The following is a 24,873-nucleotide window of genomic DNA, read 5'->3' as shown; positions in this document are numbered from 1 at the left end:
CACTCTGTTCCGTAGTCGGACGGTGGGCGGACGGAGCAGTCGATGTCGGAATCCATACGCGGCTCGGCGCGGGCCGGGGGGCTCCTGCGCCGGGCCGGGTGGTCGGCGGTCGCGCTGGCGGCGGTGGTGGGCGCCGGAACCGCCGCGCGGGAGATCGCGAGCGCGGACGTGCGGCCGCTCCACGTGGTGTGCGAGCACGCCGCCTCCGCCGGGCACCACCGGCTCGCGATGCGCTTCTGCCGCGGCGGCATGGACCGCTGGACGACACCGGCGGGACGGCCCGGGCCGACCGGCCACCACCGGGCTCATGAATTCCTCAGGTTCCCGCTGTCATGATCCTCCGCAGACGGCGCGCCTCCCGGTCCCCCACGGACGCGGAGGCGCGCCGCCCCTCGACCCTCCCCGGAGGCGCGTTCGTGCCCGCAGGACCGCCGGCGGCCCCTCCCCGGGCCGTGGATATCCTGGCCGGCATGCGCATATTGGTGGTCGAGGACGACGAGGACCTGCGGTTCGCCGTGGCCGCGGCCCTGCGGGGCGGCGGGCTGGCGGTCGACGAGGCCGGGGACCTCCCGGCCGCCGACGAGGCGCTGTTCGTCACCGGCTACGACTGCGTCGTCCTCGACCGCATGCTGCCCTCCGGCGACTCCGCCGACTACGTGCGCCGGATGCGCGCGGACGGCCGGACCGTCCCGGTGCTGTTCCTCACCGCCCGCGACACCGTCGCCGACCGGGTCGAGGGCTTCGCCACCGGCGGCGACGACTACCTCGTCAAGCCCTTCGCCGTCCCCGAACTGGTCGCCCGGGTGCACAACCTGTGCCGCCGCACCACCGTCGCCCGCCCGCCCGTGGTGCGCCTCGCCGGCCTGGAGATCGACACCGCCCGCCGCACCGTGCACCGCGACGGCGTCCGGCTGACCCTCACGATCAAGGAGTTCGCCGTCCTGGAGACGCTCGCCGCCCGCCCGGGCCAGGCGGTGCGCCGCGCCGAGCTCATCGAGCGCTGCTGGGACGAGCTGACCGAACCCAACTCCAACGTCGTCGAGGTGCTCGTCTCCCAGCTGCGCCGCAAGCTCGGCGAACCGGCCCTGATCCACACCGTGCGCGGCGTCGGCTACCGGCTGGAGTCGCACGCGTGAGAGCCGCACGCGTGAAAGCCGCACGTGGGCGGACCACGGGCTGGAAAGCACTGAAGAAGGACGTCCCGCCCACCCCGGCCGGCCGGATCCGCCGCCTGCGCCGCCGCATCGCCCTGCTCTTCGCCCTGGTCAGCGCCCTCGCCCTGGTCGGCATGGCGGTCGTCGCCGTGCACGCGGACGACGACGCCTGGCGCTCCCAGGTCGACTCCGACCTGAAGCTGCGGACCAGCGAGTTCGCCGCCGACCTGCACTACGACGAGCAGGGCGCCCTGGAGTACCCGGACCCCAAGGAGGGCGGCTACGACTGCCCGCCGGTGACGCTCTTCACCGGCACCGCCGAGCAGATGACCGTCGCCGCCCGCCCGCACCGCGCCTGCCTGACCGTCCCCGCGGACGCCTACCAGACGGCCGCCGACGACGCCGCGCGCGAGGGCGACGTCGTCCGGCTCACCACGACCGCGCCGAACGGCCACCAACTCCGGCTCTCCGCCCAGCCGTTCACCGGCCCGAACCAGGACACCACGGACACCGTGGCCGTCGCCGCCGTCGACATCTCCGGCAACCTGGCCGACCACGACCGCCTCGCCCTGCTCCTCACCGCCGCCTGCGCCGTCCTCGTCGCCCTCTCCGCCCTCGCCGGCCACTGGCTCGCCGGCCGGGCCGTGCGCCCCGCCCTGGACGCGCTCGACCAGCAGGAGGCCTTCCTCGCCGACGCCGCCCACGACCTGCGCACCCCCGTCGCCTCCGTCCGCGTCCTCGCCGAGACCGGCCTGCGCGGCGAGGCCGACACCACCGAGATCCTGCGCCGCACACTGCGCCAGTCCACCCGGATGAGCGAGCTCGTCGACGACCTGCTGACCCGCGCCCGGCTGATGGCCGGCGCCGTCCCGCTCGACCGGGAGCCGCTGCGGCTCGACCAGCTCGTCGACGCGGTCGTCGCCGACACCCCGGCCGACGGGCACCGCGTCGCCGTCCGCACGGAGCCCGTGATCGTCCTCGCCGACGCCGGGCTGCTGCGCCGTGCCGTCGCGAACCTGCTCGGCAACGCGCTCGCCCACGGGCACCGGCCGGGCCGGCCGGCCGACGTCGAGATCACCGTCACCGCGGACGGCACCGTCGCCGTCGACGACGCGGGCCCGGGCATCCCGCCCGAGCGGGCGGCCTCCCTGTTCGAGCGCTTCCACAGCGGCGGCGGTTCGAGCGGCCTCGGCCTGTCCATCGCCGCCTGGGTGGCCCACGCCCACGGCGGCTCCCTCACCGTCGACCCGAGCACCCGCGGCGGCACGCGCTTCCTGCTGCGCGTGCCCGTGCACAAGCCCACGCGCTCATCCGGGTGAGGGCCCGCGAGCCGGGGGCACCGCGCCGCACGGAGGTGCGACCGTCGGTCGCATGCCGCTGACCGCACGCTCCGACCGCCGCGCCGTCCCCGTGCTGCTCCCCCTGCTCTGCGTGTGCGCCGCCCTGGTACTCGTCCCGGCACCCGTCGCGCGCGCATCTGCCCCGTTCGACCCCGCGCCCGCCGTCGCCGCCCTCGCCCGGCTGCTGCCGGCCCACGCCGCGCAGATCAGCCTCGTCCCCGAGCCGCAGGCCGCGCCCGGCGTCGACGCGTTCACCGTCTCCGGCGCGCCCGGCGCGATCCGGGTGCGGGGCACCTCGCCCGCCACGCTGCTGACCGGCGTCGGCTGGTACCTGCGCAACGTCGCCCACGCCGACATCGGCCTGCCCGGCGACAGCACCGCGGCGCTCCCGGCCACGCTGCCGCCGGTGCCCGCCCCGCACACCGACTCCGCCGTCGTCCCGCACCGCTACGCGCTCAACGACACCGACAACGGCTACTCCGGCCCCTACCGGAGCTTCGCCGACTACCAGCACGAGGTCGACGTCCTCGCGCTGCACGGCTTCAACGAGGTCCTGGTCACCGTCGGCGCCGAGGCGCCGTACCTGCGGGCGCTCCAGGGCTTCGGCTACTCCGCCGACGACCTGCGCGCCTGGATCCCGGCGCCCGCGCACCAGCCGTGGTGGCTCCTGCAGAACATGTCCGGCTTCGGCGGCCCGGTCTCCGACCAGCTGGTCGCCGCCCGCGCCGCCGTCGGCCGCCGGGTCTGCGACCACCTGCGGGCGCTCGGCATGACGCCGGTGCTGCCCGGCTACTTCGGCACCGTCCCGACCGACTTCGCCGAGCGCAACCCCGGCGCCGCCGTCGTGCCGCAGGGCACCTGGACGGCGTTCGCCCGCGACTCCTGGCTCGACCCCACCGGCCCGCTGTTCGCCGAGGTCGCCGCCGCCTACTACGCCGCGCAGCGCGACGCGTTCGGCGACAGCGCGATGTACAAGATGGACCCGCTCCACGAGGGCGGCACCGCGGGCGGCGTCGACGTGCCCGCCGCGGCCGGCGCGATCCAGCGCGCCCTGCTCGCCGCGCACCCCGGCGCCGTCTGGGCGGTCCTCGGCTGGGAGCACAACCCCACCGCGGCCTTGCTGGCGGGCGTGGACCGCAGCCTGATGCTGATCGTCGACGGCCTCTCGGACCGCTACGACGGCCTGGACCGCGAGTCCGACTGGGGCGGCACGCCGTACGCGTTCGGCACGATCCCCAACTTCGGCGGCAAGACCACCTTCGGTGCCAACACCGGCGTCTGGACCGCCCGCTTCCGCCAGTGGCTCACCAGGCCCGGCAGCGCGCTCAAGGGCATCGCCTTCATGCCCGAGGGCACCGGCACCGACCCGGCCGCCCTCGCCCTCTTCGCCGACCTCGCGTGGTCGCCCGCCGGACTCGACCGGGCGGCCTGGTTCACGGCGTACGCGACGGGCCGCTACGGCCGCCCGGACGCCCACGCGGCGGCGGCCTGGGCGCAGCTGCGCGAGGGCCCGTACGGCATGCCGTCCGACGGGTGGAGCGAGCCGCAGGACGGGCTGTTCACGGCCCGGCCGTCGCTGACCGCCTCGACCTCGGCGTCCTGGTCGCCGAAGGCGCTGCGCTACGACCCCGCGACCGTGCGCGGCGCCCTCGCCGAGCTCCTGGCGGTGGCGCCGGAGCTGCGCGCCACCGACGCCTACCGCTACGACCTCGTCAACGTCGCCCGGCAGGCGCTCGCGGACGAGAGCCGCCGGCTGCTCCCGGAGATCGCCGGGGCCTACGGCGCGGGGGACCTCGCCGCGTTCCGGTCGCTGGTGAGCCGCTGGACGGCCGCCGAGGACGACCTCGACCGGCTGGCGGCCACCGACGCCCGCTTCATGGTGGGCACGTGGCTCGCCCAGGTGCAGTCCTGGGGCGCCACCGACGCCGAGCGCAGCCAACTCCAGTACGACGCGCGGTCGATCCTCACCACGTGGGGCGGCACCCGCGCCGAGGCCGAGGACGGTGGCCTGCACGAGTACGCCGCCCGCGAGTGGTCCGGCCTGGTCACGGACCTCTACGCCAAGCGCTGGGCGGCGTTCTTCGCCTCGCTGGAGGTCGCGTTGACGCAGCACACCCGCCCGGCGCCCGTCGACTTCTTCGCCCTGGACGACGCGTGGGCGCACTCGACGTCCGCCTACCCGACCGCGCCGGTCGGTGACCCGGTCGACATCGCGACCGACATCGCGACCGCCCTCGCGGCCGCTGTTGCGGCGCCGCTGGAGCACCAGTCAGAGTCTTCGCGTTGACACCCCGCCCACGGTGCGGCGACCGACTACCCGGTGCCGTGGGCGGCCTACACCTGAGGAGCGGGCATGAGCCACGACCGTCCGGCAGCGCAGCCCCCGCAGCGGCCCGGCCGGAGGCAGGTCCTGCGGCTCGCCGCCGCACCCCTCGCGGCGGCGGCGCTCGCCGCGTGCGGCGGGCCGAAGCCGGAGCCGTCGCCGGACCCGTCGACCTCCGCGAACAGCCCCACGCCGTCGCCGACCCCTACCCCCACCCCCGTCGGCCCGCCCGACTGGGCCGCGCTCGCGAAGGACCTCGGCGGCACCGTCATCGGCCCGCAGGACGGCCGCTACGAGGACGCGAGCCACCTCTACCAGCCGCAGTTCGACGGCCTGCGCCCCGCCGGGATCGTCTACGCCGCCACCCCCCAGGACGTCGCCACCTGCCTCGCCTTCGCCCGCCGGTACGCCCTCCCGGTCGCGGCGCGCAGCGGCGGGCACAGCTACACGGGCTGGTCGTCGGGCAGCGGGATGGTGCTGGACGTCGGGTCGATGGCGGCGGTCTCCGGTTCCGGCGGCACGGCGACGGTCGGCGCCGGCGCCCGGCTGATCGACGTGTACGCGGCCTTGGCGGCCGACGGCGTGACGGTCCCGGCGGGCTCCTGCCCGAGCGTGGGCGTCGCCGGGCTGACGCTCGGCGGCGGCATCGGCGTCACGTGCCGCGCGTACGGTCTGACCTCCGACAGCCTCACCGGCGCCGAGGTCGTGACGGCCGACGGGCGGGTCCGCCAGGTGGACGCTTCGACGGACCCCGACCTCTTCTGGGCGCTGCGCGGCGGTGGCGGCGGCAACTTCGGCGTGGTCACGTCCTTCACCTTCCGCACCCACCCGGCGCCGACCTGCGCGTACGCGTTCCTCTCCTGGCCCTGGTCGTCCGCGGCGCCGGCCGTGGCGGCCTGGCAGACGTGGGTGGCGAGCGCGCCGGACCCGCTCTGGGCCAACCTCCACCTCGACGCCTGGCCGGACGGCCGTCAGCGCCTCACCAGCACCGTCAACTACCTCGGCCCGAAGTCCGAGCTCGCCGGCCTGATCGACCGGCTGACCGTCGCCCCGGCCACCGCCTCCCTCCACACGGCGCCGTTCCTGGACACCATGAAGGAGATGGGCGGCGTGGCCGGCTGGTCGGAGGCCGCCGCCCACCTGCCCGGCAGCCTCCCCGGCCAGAACCCCGACGGCAGGCTGACCCGGGGCTCGTACGCGGCCCGGTCCGACTTCTACACCCGGCCGATCGACCCGACCGGGATCGCGGCGCTCGTGGCCGCCGTCGACCGGTACCCGCAGAGCGTGCCCCAGGGCGGGAGCGCCTCCGTCTCCTTCGACGCCCTCGGCGGCGCCGTGAACCGGGTGGCCCCCGGCGACACCGCCTTCGTCCACCGGAACGCCCTGTTCGGGGCCCAGTACATCACCAACTACCCCGCGCCCGGCGCCGGTTCCGGCCCCGCCGTGGACCAGTCCCAGGCCTGGCTGAAGGACGTCTGGACGACCATGCGCCCGTACGCGAGCGGCGAGGCCTACCAGAACTACCCCGACCCGACCCTCGCCGACTGGGCCCAGGCCTACTACGGCAGCAACCTCGCCCGCCTGCGCCAGGTGAAGCACGCCTACGACCCGGACGGACTGTTCCGCTTCCCCCAAGCCGTGTAGTCCGCCAGAAAAACCTCCGGACACGCGACGGTTTTCCGGGCTCCCGCCGGTCTTGATTGGCGACCGCGTCCCACCAGCCCTCCCCGGGAGCCCCCGATGTCAGACACCATCCCCACCACCATCCCCACCGCCGTCGTCACCGGTGCCGGCCGCGGCTTCGGCCGCGCGATCGCCGGGGCCCTCGTCGCCCGCGGCACGCACGTCATCGGCATCGCCCGCACCGGGGCCGACCTGCTCGCCGTCCGCGAGGAGCTCGGCGAGCGCTTCACGCCCCTCACCGGCGACGCCACCGACGAGGCGCTCGCCGCCGAGGTGACCCGCACCCTCCGCCCCGGCCTGCTCGTCCTCAACGCCGGGACCGTGCCGCCCATGGCGCCCGTCCAGGAGCAGACGTGGGAGAGCTTCGGCCGTGCCTGGGAGGTCGACACCCGGCACGTCTTCACCTGGACCGGCGCCGCCCTGCGCGAGCCGCTGGCCCCGGGCAGCGTCGTCGTCTCCATGTCCAGCGGCGCCGCGCTCTTCGGCTCCCCGCTCAGCGGCGGGTACGCGAGCGCCAAGGCCGCCGTCCGCTACATCCGCTCCTACGCCGCCGGGGAGTCCGAGCGGGCCGGGCTCGGCATCCGGTTCGTCGCGCTGCTGCCGAACATGACCCCGGTCGGCGGGGTCGGCGACGCCGGGGTCACCGGATACGCCGCGCAGGCCGGCCTCGACCGGGAGACTTTCCTCGCAGGGCGCGGGCCGATCGTCACGCTGGAGCTGATCGGGAAGGCGGTGACCGAGGTCGCCGACGACCCCGACGCCGCTGCCGAGTACCGGGTCGAAGGCACCGGGCTCGTCCCGCTCGCCTGAGACCGCACCCGAAAGCCGTTCCGGAAGGACCCCCCGCGATGCCGTCGAACGCCGAGTTCACCGCCCTGGCCGAACCGTTCCGGCCGGAGCTCCTCGCCCACTGCTACCGGATCCTCGGCTCGGTCCACGACGCCGAGGACCTGGTCCAGGACACCTACCTGCGGGCGTGGCGGGCGTTCGACGGCTTCGAGGGCCGCTCCTCGGTGCGCCGGTGGCTCTACAAAATCGCCACCATGGCCTGCCTCACCGCCCTGGAGACGCGCTCGCGCCGCCCCCTGCCGTCCGGGCTCGGCGCCCCCGCGGACGACCACCGGGTGGCCGTGGCACCGCGCGAACCGTCCGTTCCGTGGCTCCAGCCGGCGCCGGACGCGCTGTTCGGCGCCGGCGACCCGGCGGTGACCGTCGCCGCCCGGACGGGCGTGCGCCTCGCCTTCATCGCCGCCCTCCAGTACCTCTCCGCCCGCCAGCGCGCCGTGCTCACCCTGCGCGACGTCCTCGGCTTCCGCACCGCCGAGGTCGCCGCGATGCTCGACACCACCACCGCCGCCGTGGACAGCGCGCTGCGCCGCGCCAGGGGCCGCCTGGCCGAGGTGGGCCCGGTCGCGGACGACCTGGCCGAGCCGGACGAGCGCGTGCGCCGCGGCCTCCTCGACGACTACGTCGACGCCTTCACCCGCGCCGACCCCGACGCCCTCGTCGACCTCCTGCGCGTCGACGTCGAGATGGAGATGCCCCCGACGCCGACCTGGTTCACCGGCCGCGAGGCCGTCCTCGGCTTCCTGTCCGCCCGCATCCTGCGCCCGTCGCTGTGGCGGATGACCCCGACGACGGCCAACGGCCAGCCCGCCTTCGTCGTCCACCGCCACGCCGGCGCCGGCCGCTACGAGCCGTACGGCGTCCAGGTGCTGACCCTGGTCGGCGCGCGCGTCGCCCGCATCACGGCCTTCAACGACCCGGCCCTCGTCCCGACCTTCACGCCGGCCGGCGTCGGAGGCCTTGCCACGAGTTAGTGCATCTCGCACTCTGGCGCGAACGGGACGGCGGAACCGGGGCCGCGAAGAGGACGACGACGGGGACACCCGGCGGATCGCCGCCTTCCAGAACACCCGCGCGCCACCGGGCTGACACCCCCTAAGCGGCCCGCACCTGCTGCTCGTCCAGGTACCGCTCCTCGATCTCCTTCGGCCCGAACGGCCAGACGCCCTCGACCCGCGACCACCCGAGGTACGCGACGAGGCCGAGACCGACCCACCCGACCGACCACTCGATGGGGTGCAGCCCCGGGTTGGCCTCGTCCGCGTACCCGTAGACGACCAGCCAGCCGACGGCGGCCACGATGCCCGGCAGCGGGTAGAGCAGCATCCGGTACGGGCGGGCGAGGTCCGGCTGGCGCCGCCGCAGCACGGTCACGGCGGCGATCTGCGCGAGCGCCTGGATGATCACCATGACGGTGGTGAGCAGCGTGATCAGGACCGTCAGCGGCGGGTGCGCCGCGGAGTCGCCCACGTGCCGCGCGGCGAGGAAGGCCCCGGCGGTGATGACGCCCATCGCCACCAGGCCGGCCACCGGGAACCGGTGCTTGGAGTGCAGCCGCGCGAAGGAGCGGAAGAAGAGCCCGTCCCGCGCGGCGTCGTAGGGGACGCGGGACCCACCGAGCAGACCGGTGAAGACGGAGGCGAACGCGGTGACGAGGACGAGCACGGTGACGACGTCCGCCGCGCGCTTGCCGAGCGTCCGTTCCAGCACGGCCGAAGCCACCGACCGGGACGCCGTGTTCGCGGGGTCGAGCATGTCCTGCCACGGCACGACGCCGAGCACCCCGATCTGGAGGAGCAGGTAGATCCCCATGATCGCGACGACGGAGTGGATGATCGCCCGCGGCATCACCCGGCCCGGGTCCTTGATCTCCGCCCCCAGGTAGGCGGCGGTGTTGTACCCGAGGTAGTCGTAGATCCCGATCGTGAGCCCGGACGCGAAGCCGAGCCAGAAGCTGCCGCTGGTCAGTCGCACCGCGTGCGCGGGCCAGGTGAACGCGAGCGAGGGGTGGAAGTGGGTGAAGGCTGCGAGGACGACGGCGGTGACGGCGAGGATCATCACCGCCCACATGGCGACGGTGACCCTCCCGACGTTCTCGACCCGCCGCCACAGCAGCAGGACGACGAGCACGACGACGCCGACCCCCACGAGATCGCCCTGACCGCCCGTGATGTCCGGCCACAGGTAGCCCAGGTACTGGACCAGCCCCTGCACCCCGGTCGACATGATCAGCGGGATGAACAGCATGGCCGTCCACACGAAGAGGAACGGCATCAACCGCCCGGTCCGGTACTGGAACGCCTCCCGCAGGTACACGTACGTCCCGCCCGACCCCGGCAGCGAGGCCCCGAGCTCGGCCCAGACAAGCCCGTCCGCGAGCGCCAGGACGGCCCCGGCGACCCACCCGATGACGGCCTGCGGCCCACCGAAGGTGGCGACCATGAGGGGAATGGTGACGAACGGCCCGATGCCGCACATCTGGCTCATGTTGATGGCGGCGGCCTGGAACAGGCCCACCCGTCTGGACAGTTGAGGAACGGAATCGGTGGTGGCCAACAGGCACCTCCTGGGGGCGAGAGGTCGACCGGCGGAGAAAGTAAAGTTCCTTAACTCGCTCGGGGTCAAGGCCCGCGCAGCACCGGACCGCGCCGCTTGGCGTGCCGCCCCGCGCGCCGGCCGCCGCGCGTGGCAGGATGCGGGCGACCGCACCGCACTCGGACCGCACCGCACCGAACTCGGACCGCACCGCGCTCACACCGCACCCCACTCAGGAGGGACGCTCATGTCACAGGCCATCGAGGGTGTCGATCCGGCGGTGCCGCCCAGCGGGACGGGCTGCGTCGAGTGCGAGGCGGTGCAGGGCTGGTGGGTGCACCTGCGGCGCTGCGCCCAGTGCGGGCACGTCGGCTGCTGCGACACGTCTCCGGCGCAGCACGCCACACGGCACTTCGCCGAGACCGGGCACCCGTTCATCCAGACCTTCGAGCCGGACGAGGACTGGTTCTGGGACTACCGCAGCAACGACTACTTCGAGCAGGGCCCGGAACTGGCCGCGCCGCACCACCACCCGCGCACGCAGACGGTGCCCGGGCCCCAGGAGCGCGTCCCCGCCGACTGGCAGGACCACATCCACTGAGGGACACGGCCGCCAGGAGGCTCGGGACCATGGTTTCGGTTCTGCAGAACGTGGCGGTCGACTACGCGGACGCCTACGGATCGGCCCGCTTCCGGAGCGCGGTGACCGACCGTCCGCTGCGCCCCGGCCGATCCGGCCGGGCCGTCCTCGCCGACCCCGAGGGCAACGAATTCTGCTCCTGCGCAGCGGGTCGGACCGGGCCGCCCCGCCGTCCTGATCCGCGCTACAGCGGCGGGAGCGCAGGTGCCGGGCCCAGCGTGGTGGTGCCCGGGGTGGCGCGGTGGGCGAGCCCGGCGCGGTAGGCGTCCAGCGCCTCCTCCGGGCGGCCGGTGCGGCGCAGGAGATCGCCGAGGAGGCGACACAGGTCCGCCGAGTCGGCCGTGGCTCCGGCGTGTTCGAGAAGAGCGAGGGCGCTCCGGTAGTGGTCCTCGGCGTCGGAGTCCTCGCCCCGGTCCTCCGCGATCAGGCCCAACAGCCGGTGGGCCGCCCCCGCGTGGACCGCTCCGCGGCTCGGGTGCAGGGACCCGAGCAGGTCGGCGAGCAGCGCGGCCGCCTCCGTGCTGCGGCCCGACCGCCGCAGCACGTCGGCGAGTTCCACATCGATCTGCTGGACGTACAGCACCGCGCGGCGCTCGGTCAGTATGAGGCGGGCGGTGCGGAGTTCGCGCTCGGCGGCGGGAAGATCGCCGTCCTGCGCGCGCAGGTAGCCGCGCATCCAGTGGCAGTGGGCGAGTTCGGTGCGGATGCGGAGCTGCTGGTAGAGCTCCTGGGCGCGGGCGAGGGAGGCGTCGGCCTCGGCGGCGCGGCCCTCGGCTAGGAGGGTGCGGGCCACCGATCGGTGCAGCCGGGCCACGGCGGCGGGGTCGTCGACCTGCGGGGCCAGGGCGAGGGCGAGTTCGGCGGCCTGGGCGGCGAGGCGGTGGGCACCGAGGTCCAGGTAGGGGGCGGTGATCGCGGAGTAGAGGAGCAGCAGGGCCTGCGGGTCGGGCAGGCCGGCGGCGTTGAGCTGGTCGATCGCGCTCTCCAGGAGGTAGCAGGAGTAGCGCAGGTCGCCGGCGAGGAGGTGGGCGACGGCCCGTCCGCGCAGGGCCGGTATGCGCTGCGGGAGCGGGGCGTCGCGGAGCAGGTCCTCGGCGGCTCTGAAGTGCCCTATGGCCTGGTCGAGTTCGCCCGCCTCCAAGGCACAGTCACCCGACCCCACCAAGGATGCGGCGCGTTCGTCGGCGAGGCCGTAGCGGTCGGCTTCGGCGGCCAGCGCGGTGAACTGCGCTGCCGCGTCCGCCGGTTCGCCGGTGCACAGGGCCTGCCGGGCGTCGGCGAGCCGGGACCGGAGGTCGGTGGCGAGGTGGGCGGGCCGGCCGGTGGCGAGCTGCTCGGCGCTGACGCCGAGGCGTCCGGCGAGGTAGCGCAGCGCGGTGTCGGAGGGCCGGGCCTTGCCGGACTCCAGCGTCGACACGTACGCCGCCGTGTAGGCGGGTTCGGCCAACGCGCGCTGGGTGAGGCCGCGTTCGGCCCGCAGCTGCTGAATCCGCCGCCCGATCAGCAGCCGGTCGTCCCCGTCGTCGCTCGTCATCGCGCTCCCCCGCCTTCCCCTCACCACCACGTCGCCACCACGTCGCGGTCGCGTCGCCGCCTCGTCGACGCGCACAGGCTATTGCGTGCCGGTGCGGCCGCCGCTAGCTTAACCCCACACGTAAGCAAGCTTAAGTCGGGATTTAACTCCCCTCCCCTCGGCCGGACTTCACTCACGGCCACCACCCCCGCTGAATGGACCCCCACATGCGTATTCGGCGTACCGCCGCCGCCCTCGCGGCGGCACTCGGCCTCCTCACCGCCGCCCCCGCGACCGCTTCGACCCCCGCAACCGCCGCGACCACCGCATTAGCCCCCGTCGTGCCGTCCGCCGCGCCCCTCGCCGACGGCACCGGCCCCATCTGCTGGTTCGGCGCCTGCTACGACTACGTGTCGGGCCGCCAGCAGACCGACGCCACCGGCGCGAGCATCCGGATGCTGCAGTCCTCGCCCACCCTCAAGTCCGGTGACACCGACGCGCATTCGCTCCAGGAGCTGGCCGTCCAGTCCACCGACCGCAAGTCCACCGTCGAGGTCGGCTGGACGGTCGACTACGGCCTCAACGGCGACCTCCTGCCGCACCTGTTCGTCTACCACTGGGTGGACGGCAAGGAGAGCTGCTACAACGCGTGCGGCTTCGTCCAGGTCTCCCCGGTCTACACCGCCGGCATGGCGCTCCAGCCCGGCGACGCCGCCCGCTTCGGGATCCGGAACCTCGCCGGCGACTGGTGGATCTTCTACGACCAGCACGCCGTCGGCTACTTCCCCGGCTCGCTCTGGAACGGCGCCTACACCCGCACCCAGGTCATCAGCGCGTTCGGCGAGGTCGCCCACGGCACCGGCAGCACGTGCGAGTCCATGGGCGACGGCCGCTTCGGCAGCGCACCGGGTTCCGGCTGGATCCGCGACTTCCAGCTCTTCGGCTCGGCCGACGACGCCCACCTGACCGTCACCTCCACCAGCCCCGCCCTCTACGACGCGGGCCGCGTCACCCCGACGTCCTTCCACCTCGGCGGCCCGGGCACCGGCCCCTGCTGACGGATGCCCGCCGGCGCCCGGCCCACCCCTGCGCCCACCCCCGCGCCCGGCCCGCGCCTGCGCGTCACACCCCCGGCAGGTCGCGGGCCGTGCGCAGCGGGGAGCAGTAGATCGGCACCCACACCACCATCAGCCCCACCGCCCCCGCCCACAGCGCCGTCCGCACCGACGTCAGCGAGGCGAACGTCCCGGCGAACGCCGCGCCCACGGTGAGGGCGCCGGTGAGCAGCACGCGCATCGTGGCGTTCATGCGGCCCAACAGGTGGTCGGGGGTGGCGTGCTGGCGGAAGCTCACCTTGACGACGTTGTCGACCCCGACCTTGACCGTCGTCAGCAGCCACGCCCCCGCCGCACACCACAGCGCCGGGCCGCGATCGGCGAGAGCGACGACGACGCCGAGCGGCGCGATCGCCAGGCCCATCAGCCACAGGACGCGCCCCGCGCCGACCCGGCGGGCGAGCGGACGGGCGAGGAGCGAGCCGCTGAAGACGCCCACGCCACCGGCGGCGAGGAACAGGCCGGTCACCGCGTCCGGCAGGTGGAGCGTACGGACGAACAGGACGGGCAGCAGCGTCTGGAACACCTGGATCGACAGGTTGGTGCAGGCGCCGGCCAGGGCGATCGGGCGCAGCAGCGGATCGCCGAGGACGAACCGCAGCCCCTCCCGGATCTCCGCCACCAGCCGGCCGCCGCTCCCGGCCGCGACGGGCGTGGGCTCCGGCCGCCGTATGCGACGCAGGAGCAGCGCGGACGCGAGGTAGCTGACGGCATCGACGAGGACGGCCACGGGCGCCGTGAGCAGCCCGACGAGGAAGCCGCCGAGGCTGCGGCCCGCGGTCATGGTGACGGCGTCGATGGTGACCAGGTGGGAATTGGCCCGCGTGAGGTGTCCGCGCCCGACGAGCGCGGGCAGGTGGCTGAGCGCGGCGACGTCGGCGAAGAGGGTGGCCGTCCCGGTGAGCAGGGCGACCACGCACAGGTGGGGGAAGGTCAGCCGGCCCAGGGCCCAGGCGGCGGGAACGGACGCGAGCAGGCCGGCGCGGGCGAGGTCGGCGGCGATCATGACGGGCCGCTTGCGCAGCCGGTCGACCCAGGCCCCGGCCGGCAGCCCGAGCAGCAGGAACGCGACGGTGCTCGTGGCGGCCAGCAGCCCGACCTGCCACGGCGGGCTGTGCAGCGCGAGGACCGCGGCCAGCGGCAGGGCGAGCGAGCCGACGGCGGTGCCGGTGCGGCTGACGGCGTTGGCGGCGAGGAGCAGGCGGTAGTCGGCACCGGCCGGGTGCGGCGCCCTCGTGATCACGGTGGTCATGGCGGTAGACCCTGGCGGGTGACACCCGGGACGGGCCACGGATTCAGCAGGAGCTGAATCCTCACCAGCCGTGGCCGCCTCGCCCCGCCTCGCCCCGCCCCGCCCCGCCCCGCCCCGCCGGATCCTGCCCGGAACAGGGACGCGCCCCCGGTGAGATCATCGGCACGTCGCAGAGAGGAGAGGCCGGCGGCGGACCGCCCGCCCCACGAGAGACCACCGCATGCTCGAACTCGAATTCACCACCAGGGACCTGGCCCTCACCCGCTTCGCCCTCTCCCCGCTCTGGGAGGCGGTGGCCGCCGCGCGGGTCCTCACCCTGCCCGCGCCCGACCCGCTCCACCGCCCGTGGGCCGAGCCGGCCCGCGCCCGGCTGACCGGCGCCGGGCTGGACTGGGGCCTCCTGGCGGATCTCGTGCCGCCACCACCCCGGACGATCCCCCTGTTCCTCGCCCCGCCGCCCACCACGCCCGTGGCGGACCTCCACCTGGAACTCGACGCCCTGCGCGCGACCCCGCCCGAGGACGTCCGGACCGCTCTCCGCTCCCCCCGGGCGCCGCAGTCGCCACGCATCGACGCCCTGCGCGAGGACCCGGTCACTCGGCTCGCCCGACTCGCGGACACCATCGAGGCGTTCTGGGACCTCGCCGTCGCACCGCACTGGCCGAGGATCCGCGCCCTGGTGGAGAGCGACATCATCCACCGCGCCCGCCTCCTCGCCCGGGGCGGCGCCCAGCAGTTCCTCAACGACCTCGCCCCACAGGTCAGCTGGGACTCCGACACGCTCTCCATCGGCCACCACCACACCCGTGGCGGCCACCGCCTCGGCGGCCGCGGCCTGCTCCTCGTCCCGTCCGTCTTCGTGTGGCCGCAGGTCTTCTCGATCAGCGCCCCCGCCTGGCAGCCCACCCTGCGCTACCCGCCGCGCGGGATCGCGACCCTCTGGGAACGCCGCCGCCACGAGCCCTCCCGGGCACTCGCCGCCGTCCTCGGCCGCGGCCGGGCCCTCCTGCTCACCGAACTCGACGAACCCGCCACCACCGCCGAACTCGCCCACCGCACCGGCATGACCCCGGGCGGCGTCTCCCAGCACCTCACCACCCTCCGCACCGCCGGCCTCCTGACCGCCCACCGCACCGGCCGCCACGTCCTCTACGCCCGCACCGAGGCGGCCGAGGCGCTCCTCGGGGCATCGCAATCGCCGCAGGGCTGAGGACCCCGCGGCCGGCGCCGGGCCCCGGTCCGGACCGACCGACCGGACCCGTCGTCGAATGGTCGCGAATCATCTTTGTTCACGTAACAGTTGATCCCAAACTCTTCCTAAAGGTTCGGTCGAGCCGCTACACCTTCAGTCCTAAGCCACAACGAGACGAGCGGGACGATGACCAACGAAACCCCTGGCTACGGCTACCCGTCAGAGCCGAACCCCCAGAACCCCTACGGCCAGCAGCCCCCGCAGCAGCCCGGTTACGGCGTCCCGCAGGGCCCGTACGACCCCCAGCCCGGCGGCCCCGGCCCCGGCACCCCGCCGCCCGGCTACGGCTACCCGCCGCCGCCCCAGGGCGGCTACCCGCAGGGCGGCGGCTACCCGACGAGCGGCCCCCAGCTCCCGCCGTGGCTCGGCGCGCCCAACCCGTACGGCCCGACGGCGCCCGGCACCCGCGTCCTGGCCAACCCCGGCGACCGCTTCCTGGCCCGCCTGATCGACGCCCTCGTCCTGCTGATCCCGCTGCTCATCGTCCAGTTCGCCGTCGCGGCGGCGATCGGCGCGATCATGTCCAGCATCGTCAGCGGCATCGTCGTCTTCGGCTACGAGGCCCTGATGATGATGACCCAGGACCAGCAGACCGTCGGCAAGAAGGTCATGAAGCTGCGGGTCGTCTCGGTCGAGCACGGCGGCCGCCCGGTCGACAACGACCTGTGGATCCGCAGCGCCGTCTACGGCCTGCCCCAGGCCGTCTACTGCATCGGCTCGCTGTTCTACCTGGTGAACGTGCTCTCCCACCTCTGGGACAAGCCGCTGCAGCAGTGCTTCCACGACAAGGCGGCGAAGACCCTCGTCATCAAGGAGTCCTGAGCCCGGAGCACCACCGCGGACCGGACGAAGCCCGGTCGCCCCACCCGAGAGGGGGCGACCGGGCTTCGTCGCTGCCGCCGGTCCGACGGCTCCCGGCTCAGCGGGAGCCGAACTCCGCGTTCCACGAGGCGTTGCCCGTCCGGGCCAGCCCGACCTCGGTGTGGTTGGGGTCGAGCATGATGTCGCGGTGGCCGGACGAGTTGATCCACCCGTCGACGGCCGCGTCGATGTCCGTGGGGCCGTAGAACGCGATCTCGCCCCAGCTCCGGAAGTTGTAGCCGAGGCCCCTCAGGATGCCCGGCGAGTCGCAGAAGTGCCCCGAGACGCGACGCTGGTTCATCTGGTCGGCGTTGCACCGGGCGGCCTGGGCGAGGGTCTCGTTGTAGCGGAGCGCCGGCCGCCCGTACTGCGCGCGCAGGTCGTTGACCCGCTGGAGGAAGCGCTGCTCGACGGACGTCCCGTTGTTCTGGCCGCCGCTGCCGACGAGGTCGAAGCGCTGGGACGCCGTGCCGTTGCAGTTCTCCACCGTGGCCTCCCGGTCGAGGCCGTTGAAGGTCAGGCAGCGGCTGTCGAGCGCGTTGTGGATGTAGGTGCCGCCCTCGGCGGCGTTCTCCAGGGTCCACTGCTGGTTGGCGCCCGCCCACCAGTGGATGAACTGGGTGGTGCGGCTGTCCCTGGTGTCCATCTCGACGACGCGCTCGGTGCCGTTGACGTTGCGGACGAAGTCGACCCGCCCGCCCGGCTTGTTGGAGATCCAGAACGAGGTCGAGGCGTCCCGGTAGTTGCGGGCGACGATCCGCGAGCCCTCGCCGTCGATGGTCGCCAGGGCGTAGCCGTTCTGGTGGTCCTGGATCGTGACCGTCTGTTCGACCACGTCCGACGTGGCGGCGCTCGCGGGCGCCGCGGCGAGCACGGTGAGGCCGGACGCCGATATCGCGGACACGGCGAGCGCCACCGCCGCCAGGCGGGAACGGCGGCGGACGGTGGAAAGGGCGATGTGCGACACGGGACTCTCCTGCCTCGGGGCGGCCCGCGCGCGGCTGCGATCGCGGGGCGGGAGACAGGACACCAAGCGTGCGTAGACAATCGATCAACAACGCGTCAGTGCACGCCCCACCCGGCACACCCCCTGCCTGGCCTGGCAGGATGTCCGACCGTGACACACAGCGAGAGTCCCCGGCCCGCCACCGGGCAGCGGCGCCGAGGCCGCGGAGGCCACGGGAACGACGTCCCCTGGCCCAGGCGCCCCCTGCTGACGGCGCTGTGGATACCGGCCGCCGCCGTCCTGCTGCCGCTCGGCGGGGCCCTCGGCGCGTTCGGGCTCTGGATGCTGGTGCCCTCGCTGGCGCTGGTCCTCACCGGGATGACCGGCCTGGTCGTCGCGCTCTGGGGCCTCTGCCCGTCCAAGGCCCTGCGGAAGGTCTCCCTCGGCCTGCTCCTCGCCCCGCTCATCGCCGTGCCGCTGCTCAGCATGAACACCGCGCAGGCCACCGTGCTGACGATCCGCGGCACCGAACACCCGGGCACGGTCGCCGACATCCGCGTCATCCACGGCAAGACCACGACCTACGACTGCGACGTCCGCTACGACGACGCCCCGGACCGCACCCACGCCGTCGACTGCGGCGCCGCCGACACGGCCGGCGAGCGCGTGGCCGTCACCGAGGACCCGGGCGGCCTGGTCTCCCCCGAATTCTCCGGCCAGGCCGCGGGCGGCCGCTTCGACCTGGTCATGGCCGCCTTCTTCGACACGGTCCTCGTCGCCGTCGCCGTCGTCACCGCGACGATCGGCGTCCTCGTCCACCACCACCGCACCCGCAGGGCGCAGTCCGGCGCAGGACCTACCGCGCCGCGCGCATGATGTCGGCCACCGTCGCCGCCTTCAGCTCCGAGTAGGCCAGCAGGCTGCCCGCCGCCAGCGCCGCCTCGCGCTTCACCCGCGCGTACCGTGCGGCCGTCTCCGGGTGTGCCCGCAGGTGGTCGCGGAACGCGAGGTTGGCGGCCCACAACGGCCCGTCCAGCGCCATGACGTGGACGTTCGCCGCCTGACCGGTGCGCCGCCGCAGGTACGCGCGGCCCGGGACGCCGGCCTCGCCCAGGTGCTCGAACCCGAGCTCCCGCACGCGCGCCACGGCGACGCCGAACTCGCCCGCCACGCACCCGACCTGGACGTCGATCACCGGTTTGGCGTCCAGGCCGGGCACCGCCGTGGAGCCGATGTGCTCGACCTCGCAGACGGTCAGGCCGCGCAGCGCGCCCCGCACGCGCGCCACCAGCGCACTCCCCAGCTCCACCCAGGCCGGGTCGTACGCCACCACGTGAACGGGCTCATCAACGGAAGTCACACCCGGAAGGCTACCGAAACGGAATCAGCAGATCCGCGGCAGCTGCTCCCCCATCGGCAGGTCGACGACCCGCGTCCCGCCGAAGCCGGTCCGGGCGACGACCATCCCGGGGTGGTCCTCGACGCACTCGCCGATCACCACGGACTCCGCGCCGAGCGGGTGGGCCCGCATGGCGGCGAGGACCGCGTCCGCCTCGTCGCGCGGCACGAAGGCGACGAGCTTGCCCTCGTTGGCGATGTACATCGGGTCCAGGCCCAGGACGGAGCACGCGTTGGCCACCGCCTCCGGCACGGGGACGGCCCGCTCGGTGATCACCACGCCGACCCCGGCCGCCACGGCGATCTCGTTGAGCGAGGCCGCCAGACCGCCCCGGGTGGGGTCGCGCAGGACGTGGACGTCACGCGTCACCCTGAGCATGGCCTCGACGAGCCCGCCGAGCGCCGCGCTGTCGCTGCGCACCTCGACGCCGAACTCCAGGCCCTCCCGCACGCTCATGATCGCCACGCCGTGCAGCCCGATCGGCCCGCTGAGGATGACCACGTCGCCCGGTTCGGCCCGCTGCGGCCGGATGTCGACGCCGGCCGGGACGAGCCCGATGCCGGCGGTGTTGAGGTAGATGCCGTCGCCGTGCCCGGCCTCGACCACCTTGGTGTCCCCGGTGGCGACCTCGACCCCGGCGGCGCGGGCGGCGGCGCCGAGGGCGCGGGCCACGCGGTCGACGACGGCCATCTCCACCCCCTCCTCCAGGATGAAGCCGCAGGAGAGGTAGGCGGCGCGGGCGCCGCTCATGGCGAGGTCGTTGACGGTCCCGTTGACGGCGAGGTCGCCGATGCAGCCGCCGGGGAAGAACAGCGGCCGCACGACGTAGGAGTCCGTCGAGAAGGCGAGCCGGGCGCCGCCGAGGTGGAGGACGGCGGAGTCGCCGAGTCCCTCCAGGGCCTGGCCGCCGAACGCGGGCGCGAAGATGTTCGCCACGAGCTCCGCGGACATCGCCCCGCCGCCCCCGTGCCCCATGACGACCCTCGGGTGATCGCGCAACGGCAGCGGACAGCTCCAGCCGGAAAAGTCCAACGCGCCGGTGTCCGTGAGCAGTTCGACGTCAGCCAACGCGACTCGCCTCCTGAGCGGAAAGGGGCACGACGGGCACGCTCAGCCGCCGGTAGAGGTAGTACGCCGCGCAGGCCCCCTCACTGGAGACCATGGTGGCGCCGAGCGGGGTGCGCGGGGTGCAGACGGTGCCGAAGGCCTCGCACTGGTGGGGCTTCAGCAGCCCCTGCAGCACCTCGCCGCTGCGGCACGCGGCGGGCTCGCAGGTCGTGATCCCGCCGACGTCGAAGCGGTGCTCGGCGTCGTGGTCGCGGTAGCGCGGCGAGAGCCGCCAGCCGCTCAGCGGGATGACGCCGATGCCGCGCCAGGCGCGGTCGGCGACCTCGAAGACGTCCTCCAGCATGGCGCGCGCCGCCGGGTTGCCCTCGGGCCGGACGGCTCGCGGGTAGGCGTTGTCGACGGTGTGTTCGCCGCGCTCCAGCTGGCGGACGGTGCGCCGGATGCCCTCCAGGATGTCCAGGGGCTCGAAGCCGGTGACGACGATCGGCACCCGGTGGCGCTCCGCGAGCGCCGGGTACTCGTCGGTGCCCATGACGCTGCACACGTGCCCGGCGGCGAGGAAGCCTTGGACGCGGCAGTCCGGCGAGTCCATGATCGCCTCGATGGCCGGGGGCACCCGGACGTGAGAGACGAGCATGCTGAAGTTGCGCAGGCCCTGCTTCCTGGCCAGGTGGACGGCCATGGCGTTGGGCGGGGCGGTGGTCTCGAAGCCGATGCCGAAGAAGACGACCTCGCGGTCCGGGTTCTCCCGGGCGATCTTGAGCGCGTCGAGCGGTGAGTACACCACCCGGACGTCGCCGCCCTCGCCGCGGACGCGGAACAGGTCGCGGTCCGTCCCCGGCACCCGCAGCATGTCCCCGAAGGAGCAGAAGATGACCTCGGGCCGAGCGGCGATCGCGAGCGCCCGGTCGATCACCTCCAGCGGGGTGACGCACACCGGACAGCCCGGACCGTGGATCAACTCGACTTCCTCCGGCAGGAGTTGGTCGATGGCGTGCCGGATGATGCTGTGCGTCTGGCCGCCACAGACCTCCATCAGCGCCCACGGCCGGGTGACCGTCGCCCTGATGTCGGCGAGCAGCCCCTCCGCGAGCTCGGGGTTGCGGAACTCCTCCAGGTACTTCACCGTCCGGCCTCCTCAGCCCCGCGGTCCGTCCCCACTGCCTCCGCCGCCCGCGCCGCTTCCCACGGGTCGCCGAACTCCTCCTGCAGCAGCCCGAGTTCCTCGAACAGCTCCAGGGTCCGCCGGGCCGACTCCTCGTCCAGGCGCTGGAGCGCGAAGCCCACGTGGACGATCGCGTACTCCCCCACCGCCAGGTCGGGCAGGTACTCAAGGCACACGTCCTTGACCACCCCGCCGAAGTCCATGACCGCCATCCGGGTCCCGTCGCGTTCCTCGATCTCCGTCACCCTGCCGGGCACCGCCAGGCACATGCGCCCTCACTCCTCCCGGGTGGCCGCCGAGCGGGCGGCCACCATCAGCTGGCCGAGCGCCAGCCCTCCGTCGTTGGGCGGCACCCGGCGGTGCCGCAGCACGGTGAAGCCGTCCTCTCCGAGGCCGCTCGCGCAGGCCGAGGAGAGCAGCGCGTTGGCGAAGACGCCACCGCTGAGCGCCACCGTCGAAATCCCGTACTCCTCCCGGGCGGCCGCGCAGATCCGCCGGACGAGCGAGGCCACCCCGGCGTGGAAGCGCGCGGCGATCAGCCCGGCCGGGGCGCCCGCGGCCAGGTCCGCCAGCACGGCGGCCAGCACCGGCCCCGCTTCGGCGGTCCAGGCGCCCGCCCGCTCCGACAGCCCGAAGGCGTACCCCTCGACCGTCCCGAATCCGTCCGTCCCGGGCCCGACGGCCGCGGCCTCCAGTTCGATGGCCGCCTGGGCCTCGTACCCGGCCCGGTGGCAGACGCCGGCGAGCGAGGACACCGCGTCGAAGAGCCGGCCCATGCTGGAGGTCGGCACACAGTTCAGTCCGCGATCCAACTGCCGCTCCAGCAGGCACAGTTCCTCCTCCGGGCAGGCCTCGACCGGCGGCAGCCCCGCCGCCCACGGCAGCCCGGCGGCGCGCAGGTGCGCGAGCGCCGTCCGGTACGGGCGCTCGACCGCCGCGTCCCCGCCCGGCAGCGGCACGTACGCGAGGTGGGCGAGGCGGCGGTAGCCGTCGTAGTCGGCGAGCAGCACCTCGCCGCCCCAGATCGCGCCGTCGTCGCCGTACCCGGTCCCGTCGAAGGCGACGCCGAGCACCGGCCGGCGGCCGTCCAGGCCGTGTTCGGCCATCACCGCGGCCACGTGCGCGTGGTGGTGCTGCACCCGCCGGACGGGCCGGCCCTCGGCGGTCCGCTCCGCGTGGTGCACCGAGCGGTAGCCGGGGTGGCGGTCGGCGACGAGCAGGTCGGGCCGCACGCCGCTGACGACGCCGAGCTGGTCCACCGCGCGGTCGAAGGCGCGCAGCGTCGCGAGGTCGTCCATGTCCCCGATGTGGCCGGAGAGCCAGGCGTAGCCGTCACGGGCGAGCGCGAAGGCGTTCTTGAGGTCGCCGCCGACGGCCAGTGCCGGCCGGACGGGCACGGGCAGCGGGAGCGGGAGCGGCGCGTAGCCGCGCGAGCGCCGCAGCGGCAGTTGCTCGCCGTCGACCACGCGCACGACGGAGTCCTCGCAGGGCACGTGGATCGGGCGGTCGTGGGTGAGCCAGCCGTCGACGAGCGGGGCGAGCGCGGCGAGCGCGTGCCGGTCGTCGGTGACGATGGGTTCGCCGGAGAGGTTGGCGCTGGTCATCACCAGGAGGTCGGTCCCGGGCGCGGCGAGCAGCAGGTGGTGCAGCGGCGTGTACGGGAGCATCACGCCGAGGTCGGGACTGCCCGGGGCCACCGCTTCGAGCCCGGCCGGCGCCGTGCCCCGCAACAGGACGATCGGCCGCACCGGGCCGGTGAGGAGCTCCCGCTCCACGGGGTGGAGGGGCAGCAGGCCCTCGACGGTGGCGAGGTCACGGGCCATCAGCGCGAACGGCTTGTCGCCGCGCCGCTTGCGCCGCCGCAGCAGTGCGACGGCACCGGCGTTCCGCGCGTCGCAGGCGAGGTGGTAGCCGCCGATGCCCTTGACGGCAAGGATCGCGCCGCCCGCCAGCAGCCGCCGGGCCTCCGCCAGCGCGTCCTCGCCCGTCCGCCCGGCCCGTCCGGGCACGGCGAGTGCGAGCCGCGGCCCGCAGGCGTGGCAGGCGACGGGCTGCGCGTGGAAGCGGCGGTCGGCCGGATCGGCGTACTCACGGGCGCAGTCCGGGCAGAGGGGGAAGCCGGCCATGGTGGTGTTGGCGCGGTCGTACGGCAGGCCGGTCACGATGGTGTGCCGGGGGCCGCAGTTGGTGCAGCTGATGAACGGGTGGCGGTGGCGGCGGTCGGCGGGGTCGGCGAGTTCGGCCAGGCAGTCGGCGCACACGGCGACGTCGGGCGGGATCAGGGTGGCCCGGGCGCCGTCGGCGCGGGACGGGGCGATGGTGAAGCCGGTGGCGCCGGTGGCGGCGAGCGCCGCGTGCTCGACGGAGGCCACCTGGGCGAGCGGTGGGGCGTCGCTGGCGACCCTGCGGCAGAAGGCGTCGACGGCCTCGCGGCTGCCCTCGACCTCGGCCAGTACGCCCTCGCCGGTGTTGGTGACGCTGCCGGCCAGCCCGAGCTCGCCGGCGAGCGTGAAGACGAACGGCCGGAAGCCGACGCCCTGCACGAGCCCGCGGACGGCGACCCGCCGCCGCTCGCGGTCGAGCGCGGTCACGGGGTCTCCCGCGCCACGTGCACGTGCCCGCCGTGCGAATGCCCCGAAGCCATCACCGGCCGGTGCACCGCCGCCCCGTCCAGCACGCCCAGTGCCCGGTCGAGCAGCGCCCCGACGCCGTCCCCGGTGCGGGCCGAGGTGTGCACGACCTCCACACCCGGGTTGACGCGCTGGACGTTCGCCAGGAACGCGGCCTCGTCGAAGTCCGCCGCCGCCGCGAGGTCCGCCTTGGTCACCAGCACGAGGTTGGCGAGGCCGAACGCGGTCGGGTACTTGAGCGGCTTGTCCTCGCCCTCGGTCACCGAGGCGAGCACCACTCGCAGCGACTCGCCGAGGTCGTAGGAGGCCGGGCAGACGAGGTTGCCGACGTTCTCGACGAACAGCAGCCGGCAGTCCGCCGGCAGCCAGCCGTCGAGGTGCCCGGCGAGCATCCGCGCCTCCAGGTGGCAGAGCCCGTCGGTGAGCACCTGCTTGACCGGCGCGCCCGAACGCGCCAGCCGCAGCGCGTCGTTCTCGGTGGCGAGGTCGGCGGTGAGCGCGGCGACGGCGACGGCGCGCTCCTTCGCGAGCCCCAACTCGGCCTCCAGCAGGGCGGTCTTGCCGCTGCCCGGGCTGGAGAGCATGTTCACCACGACCGTGCCGCGCGCGCTCAGCGCCGCGCGCAGCTCGCGGGCGCTGTCGTCGTTGCGGGCGAGGACCGCCTGGCGGAGGTCGACCGTCTGGCACATCGGCGTCAGCCTTTCTGTTCGGCCCGGACGCCGGGGCGCTCGGCCCACTCGACGCCGAGGATCTGGAGCTCGCGCCCGCACAGCAGCTCGACGCCGCCGCCCGAGCAGCTCGGACAGCCGAGGTCCGGCGGCATGCCGACGGCCCACTCGACCTCGCAGGGGGTGCAGCGGGCCCGTGCCGCGACGGCCTCGGTGTCCAGCACCGCGCCCGCCACCAGCGTTCCGGCGCAGGCGAGTTCGAAGCAGAAGTCGAGCGCCTCGGGCACCACGCCGGCCAGCTCGCCCACCTGCAGCCGCACCCGGGCCACCCCGGCGGCGCCGTGTTCGCGCGCGGCCGCGTCCACCTGCTCGACGACGGCGGCGGCGATCGACATCTCGTGCATCGGTCCCTTCCCACGCCCGGCGGCAACGCGCCCCATTACAGGACGCGGTGGCGGCGCCGACCCGTAGCCGCGCCGCCAC

At 74.6% G+C, this 24,873-nt stretch carries 23 protein-coding genes and 1 pseudogene; 13 read left to right on the top strand and 11 right to left on the bottom strand.

All coding sequences use genetic code 11. The annotated features are described in order from the left end of the window. Positions 1–42: 42 nt before the first annotated feature. The 7 genes from ACFXDE_RS05275 to ACFXDE_RS05245 all read left to right on the top strand — a co-directional run bounded on the left by ACFXDE_RS05275 (position 43) and on the right by ACFXDE_RS05245 (position 8,320). Entirely contained in the window at positions 43–336 is a 294-nt protein-coding gene (locus ACFXDE_RS05275; protein ID WP_380435225.1) for a hypothetical protein, read from the top strand. A 134-nt stretch (positions 337–470) separates the two neighbouring features. Beyond that, entirely contained in the window at positions 471–1,136 is a 666-nt protein-coding gene (locus ACFXDE_RS05270) for a response regulator transcription factor (RefSeq protein WP_380491073.1), read from the top strand. Between the two features lie 11 nt (positions 1,137–1,147). Further along, complete coding sequence (locus tag ACFXDE_RS05265) at positions 1,148–2,473, top strand: sensor histidine kinase (RefSeq protein WP_380491071.1); 1,326 nt, start codon at positions 1,148–1,150, stop codon at positions 2,471–2,473. Positions 2,474–2,525: 52 nt separating this feature from the next. Next, positions 2,526–4,781: an alpha-N-acetylglucosaminidase gene (locus tag ACFXDE_RS05260; protein ID WP_380491070.1), complete on the top strand. Its 2,256-nt coding sequence runs from the start codon at positions 2,526–2,528 to the stop codon at positions 4,779–4,781. Between the two features lie 66 nt (positions 4,782–4,847). Next, a complete protein-coding gene (locus ACFXDE_RS05255) occupies positions 4,848–6,461 on the top strand; it encodes an FAD-binding oxidoreductase (RefSeq protein WP_380491068.1) in 1,614 nt (537 codons plus the stop codon). Between the two features lie 96 nt (positions 6,462–6,557). Continuing rightward, entirely contained in the window at positions 6,558–7,310 is a 753-nt protein-coding gene (locus ACFXDE_RS05250; protein WP_380491066.1) for an SDR family NAD(P)-dependent oxidoreductase, read from the top strand. 38 nt (positions 7,311–7,348) lie between these two features. Beyond that, positions 7,349–8,320 (top strand): sigma-70 family RNA polymerase sigma factor, encoded by a 972-nt coding sequence (locus tag ACFXDE_RS05245; protein ID WP_380435231.1) that lies wholly within the window; start codon positions 7,349–7,351, stop codon positions 8,318–8,320. A gap of 121 nt (positions 8,321–8,441) precedes the next feature. Here ACFXDE_RS05245 and ACFXDE_RS05240 read toward each other — a convergent pair whose 3' ends face one another. Continuing rightward, positions 8,442–9,902, bottom strand: a complete 1,461-nt coding sequence (locus tag ACFXDE_RS05240; RefSeq protein WP_380491064.1) for an APC family permease — start codon at positions 9,900–9,902, stop codon at positions 8,442–8,444. Positions 9,903–10,128: 226 nt separating this feature from the next. On the opposite strand from ACFXDE_RS05240, the gene ACFXDE_RS05235 reads away from it, so the two are divergent. Continuing rightward, on the top strand, positions 10,129–10,482 hold the full coding sequence (locus ACFXDE_RS05235; RefSeq protein ID WP_380435233.1) for a UBP-type zinc finger domain-containing protein: 354 nt from the start codon (positions 10,129–10,131) through the stop codon (positions 10,480–10,482). A gap of 29 nt (positions 10,483–10,511) precedes the next feature. Next, positions 10,512–10,699: pseudogene (locus tag ACFXDE_RS05230) on the top strand (hypothetical protein). A gap of 6 nt (positions 10,700–10,705) precedes the next feature. Here the strand turns inward: ACFXDE_RS05230 and ACFXDE_RS05225 are convergent. Continuing rightward, positions 10,706–12,055 carry a helix-turn-helix domain-containing protein gene (locus tag ACFXDE_RS05225; protein ID WP_380491062.1) on the bottom strand — a complete coding sequence of 450 codons (1,350 nt, stop codon included), beginning with the start codon at positions 12,053–12,055 and terminating at the stop codon, positions 10,706–10,708. Between the two features lie 206 nt (positions 12,056–12,261). Here ACFXDE_RS05225 and ACFXDE_RS05220 point away from each other — a divergent pair, with 206 nt between their 5' ends. Continuing rightward, on the top strand, positions 12,262–13,092 hold the full coding sequence (locus ACFXDE_RS05220) for a neprosin family prolyl endopeptidase (protein WP_380491060.1): 831 nt from the start codon (positions 12,262–12,264) through the stop codon (positions 13,090–13,092). A gap of 64 nt (positions 13,093–13,156) precedes the next feature. Here ACFXDE_RS05220 and ACFXDE_RS05215 read toward each other — a convergent pair whose 3' ends face one another. After that, positions 13,157–14,401 carry an MFS transporter gene (locus ACFXDE_RS05215; protein ID WP_380491058.1) on the bottom strand — a complete coding sequence of 415 codons (1,245 nt, stop codon included), beginning with the start codon at positions 14,399–14,401 and terminating at the stop codon, positions 13,157–13,159. Between the two features lie 220 nt (positions 14,402–14,621). Here ACFXDE_RS05215 and ACFXDE_RS05210 point away from each other — a divergent pair, with 220 nt between their 5' ends. Both ACFXDE_RS05210 and ACFXDE_RS05205 read left to right on the top strand, forming a co-directional pair. Further along, the gene (locus tag ACFXDE_RS05210; RefSeq protein ID WP_380491057.1) at positions 14,622–15,611 is read left to right on the top strand and encodes a DUF5937 family protein; all 990 of its coding nucleotides are present in this window, start codon (positions 14,622–14,624) and stop codon (positions 15,609–15,611) included. 168 nt (positions 15,612–15,779) lie between these two features. Next, on the top strand, positions 15,780–16,475 hold the full coding sequence (locus ACFXDE_RS05205) for an RDD family protein (protein ID WP_380491055.1): 696 nt from the start codon (positions 15,780–15,782) through the stop codon (positions 16,473–16,475). Between the two features lie 97 nt (positions 16,476–16,572). Here the strand turns inward: ACFXDE_RS05205 and ACFXDE_RS05200 are convergent, their stop codons facing one another. Next, positions 16,573–17,481: a CAP domain-containing protein gene (locus ACFXDE_RS05200; RefSeq protein WP_380491053.1), complete on the bottom strand. Its 909-nt coding sequence runs from the start codon at positions 17,479–17,481 to the stop codon at positions 16,573–16,575. A gap of 150 nt (positions 17,482–17,631) precedes the next feature. Here ACFXDE_RS05200 and ACFXDE_RS05195 point away from each other — a divergent pair, with 150 nt between their 5' ends. After that, positions 17,632–18,336: a hypothetical protein gene (locus ACFXDE_RS05195; protein ID WP_380435240.1), complete on the top strand. Its 705-nt coding sequence runs from the start codon at positions 17,632–17,634 to the stop codon at positions 18,334–18,336. Here the strand turns inward: ACFXDE_RS05195 and ACFXDE_RS05190 are convergent. The 7 genes from ACFXDE_RS05190 to hypA are packed head-to-tail and all read right to left on the bottom strand — an operon-like array spanning position 18,317 to position 24,794. After that, the gene (locus ACFXDE_RS05190; protein WP_380435241.1) at positions 18,317–18,820 is read right to left on the bottom strand and encodes a GrpB family protein; all 504 of its coding nucleotides are present in this window, start codon (positions 18,818–18,820) and stop codon (positions 18,317–18,319) included. The two genes, ACFXDE_RS05195 and ACFXDE_RS05190, sit on opposite strands and share 20 nt — an antisense overlap. A 24-nt stretch (positions 18,821–18,844) precedes the next feature. Further along, positions 18,845–19,927 (bottom strand): hydrogenase expression/formation protein HypE, encoded by a 1,083-nt coding sequence (hypE, locus tag ACFXDE_RS05185; protein WP_380491050.1) that lies wholly within the window; start codon positions 19,925–19,927, stop codon positions 18,845–18,847. Then, positions 19,920–21,053: a hydrogenase formation protein HypD gene (gene hypD / locus ACFXDE_RS05180; protein ID WP_380435243.1), complete on the bottom strand. Its 1,134-nt coding sequence runs from the start codon at positions 21,051–21,053 to the stop codon at positions 19,920–19,922. The genes hypE and hypD overlap by 8 nt, the downstream gene beginning before the upstream one ends. Then, positions 21,050–21,361: a HypC/HybG/HupF family hydrogenase formation chaperone gene (locus ACFXDE_RS05175; protein ID WP_380435244.1), complete on the bottom strand. Its 312-nt coding sequence runs from the start codon at positions 21,359–21,361 to the stop codon at positions 21,050–21,052. The genes hypD and ACFXDE_RS05175 overlap by 4 nt, the downstream gene beginning before the upstream one ends. 6 nt (positions 21,362–21,367) lie before the next feature. Then, positions 21,368–23,683, bottom strand: a complete 2,316-nt coding sequence (gene hypF / locus ACFXDE_RS05170) for a carbamoyltransferase HypF (protein WP_380491048.1) — start codon at positions 23,681–23,683, stop codon at positions 21,368–21,370. Further along, positions 23,680–24,411, bottom strand: a complete 732-nt coding sequence (hypB, locus tag ACFXDE_RS05165; protein WP_380491046.1) for a hydrogenase nickel incorporation protein HypB — start codon at positions 24,409–24,411, stop codon at positions 23,680–23,682. Before hypB ends, hypF begins: the two co-directional genes overlap by 4 nt. 5 nt (positions 24,412–24,416) lie before the next feature. Continuing rightward, positions 24,417–24,794, bottom strand: a complete 378-nt coding sequence (gene hypA, locus ACFXDE_RS05160; protein ID WP_380491044.1) for a hydrogenase maturation nickel metallochaperone HypA — start codon at positions 24,792–24,794, stop codon at positions 24,417–24,419. Between the last annotated feature and the right edge of the window lie 79 nt (positions 24,795–24,873).

Origin of the sequence: Kitasatospora sp. NPDC059408, assembly GCF_042751525.1 — a bacterium.
In the GTDB taxonomy this organism is placed as follows: domain Bacteria; phylum Actinomycetota; class Actinomycetes; order Streptomycetales; family Streptomycetaceae; genus Kitasatospora.
This window is presented reverse-complemented; position numbering and strand designations above follow the sequence as displayed.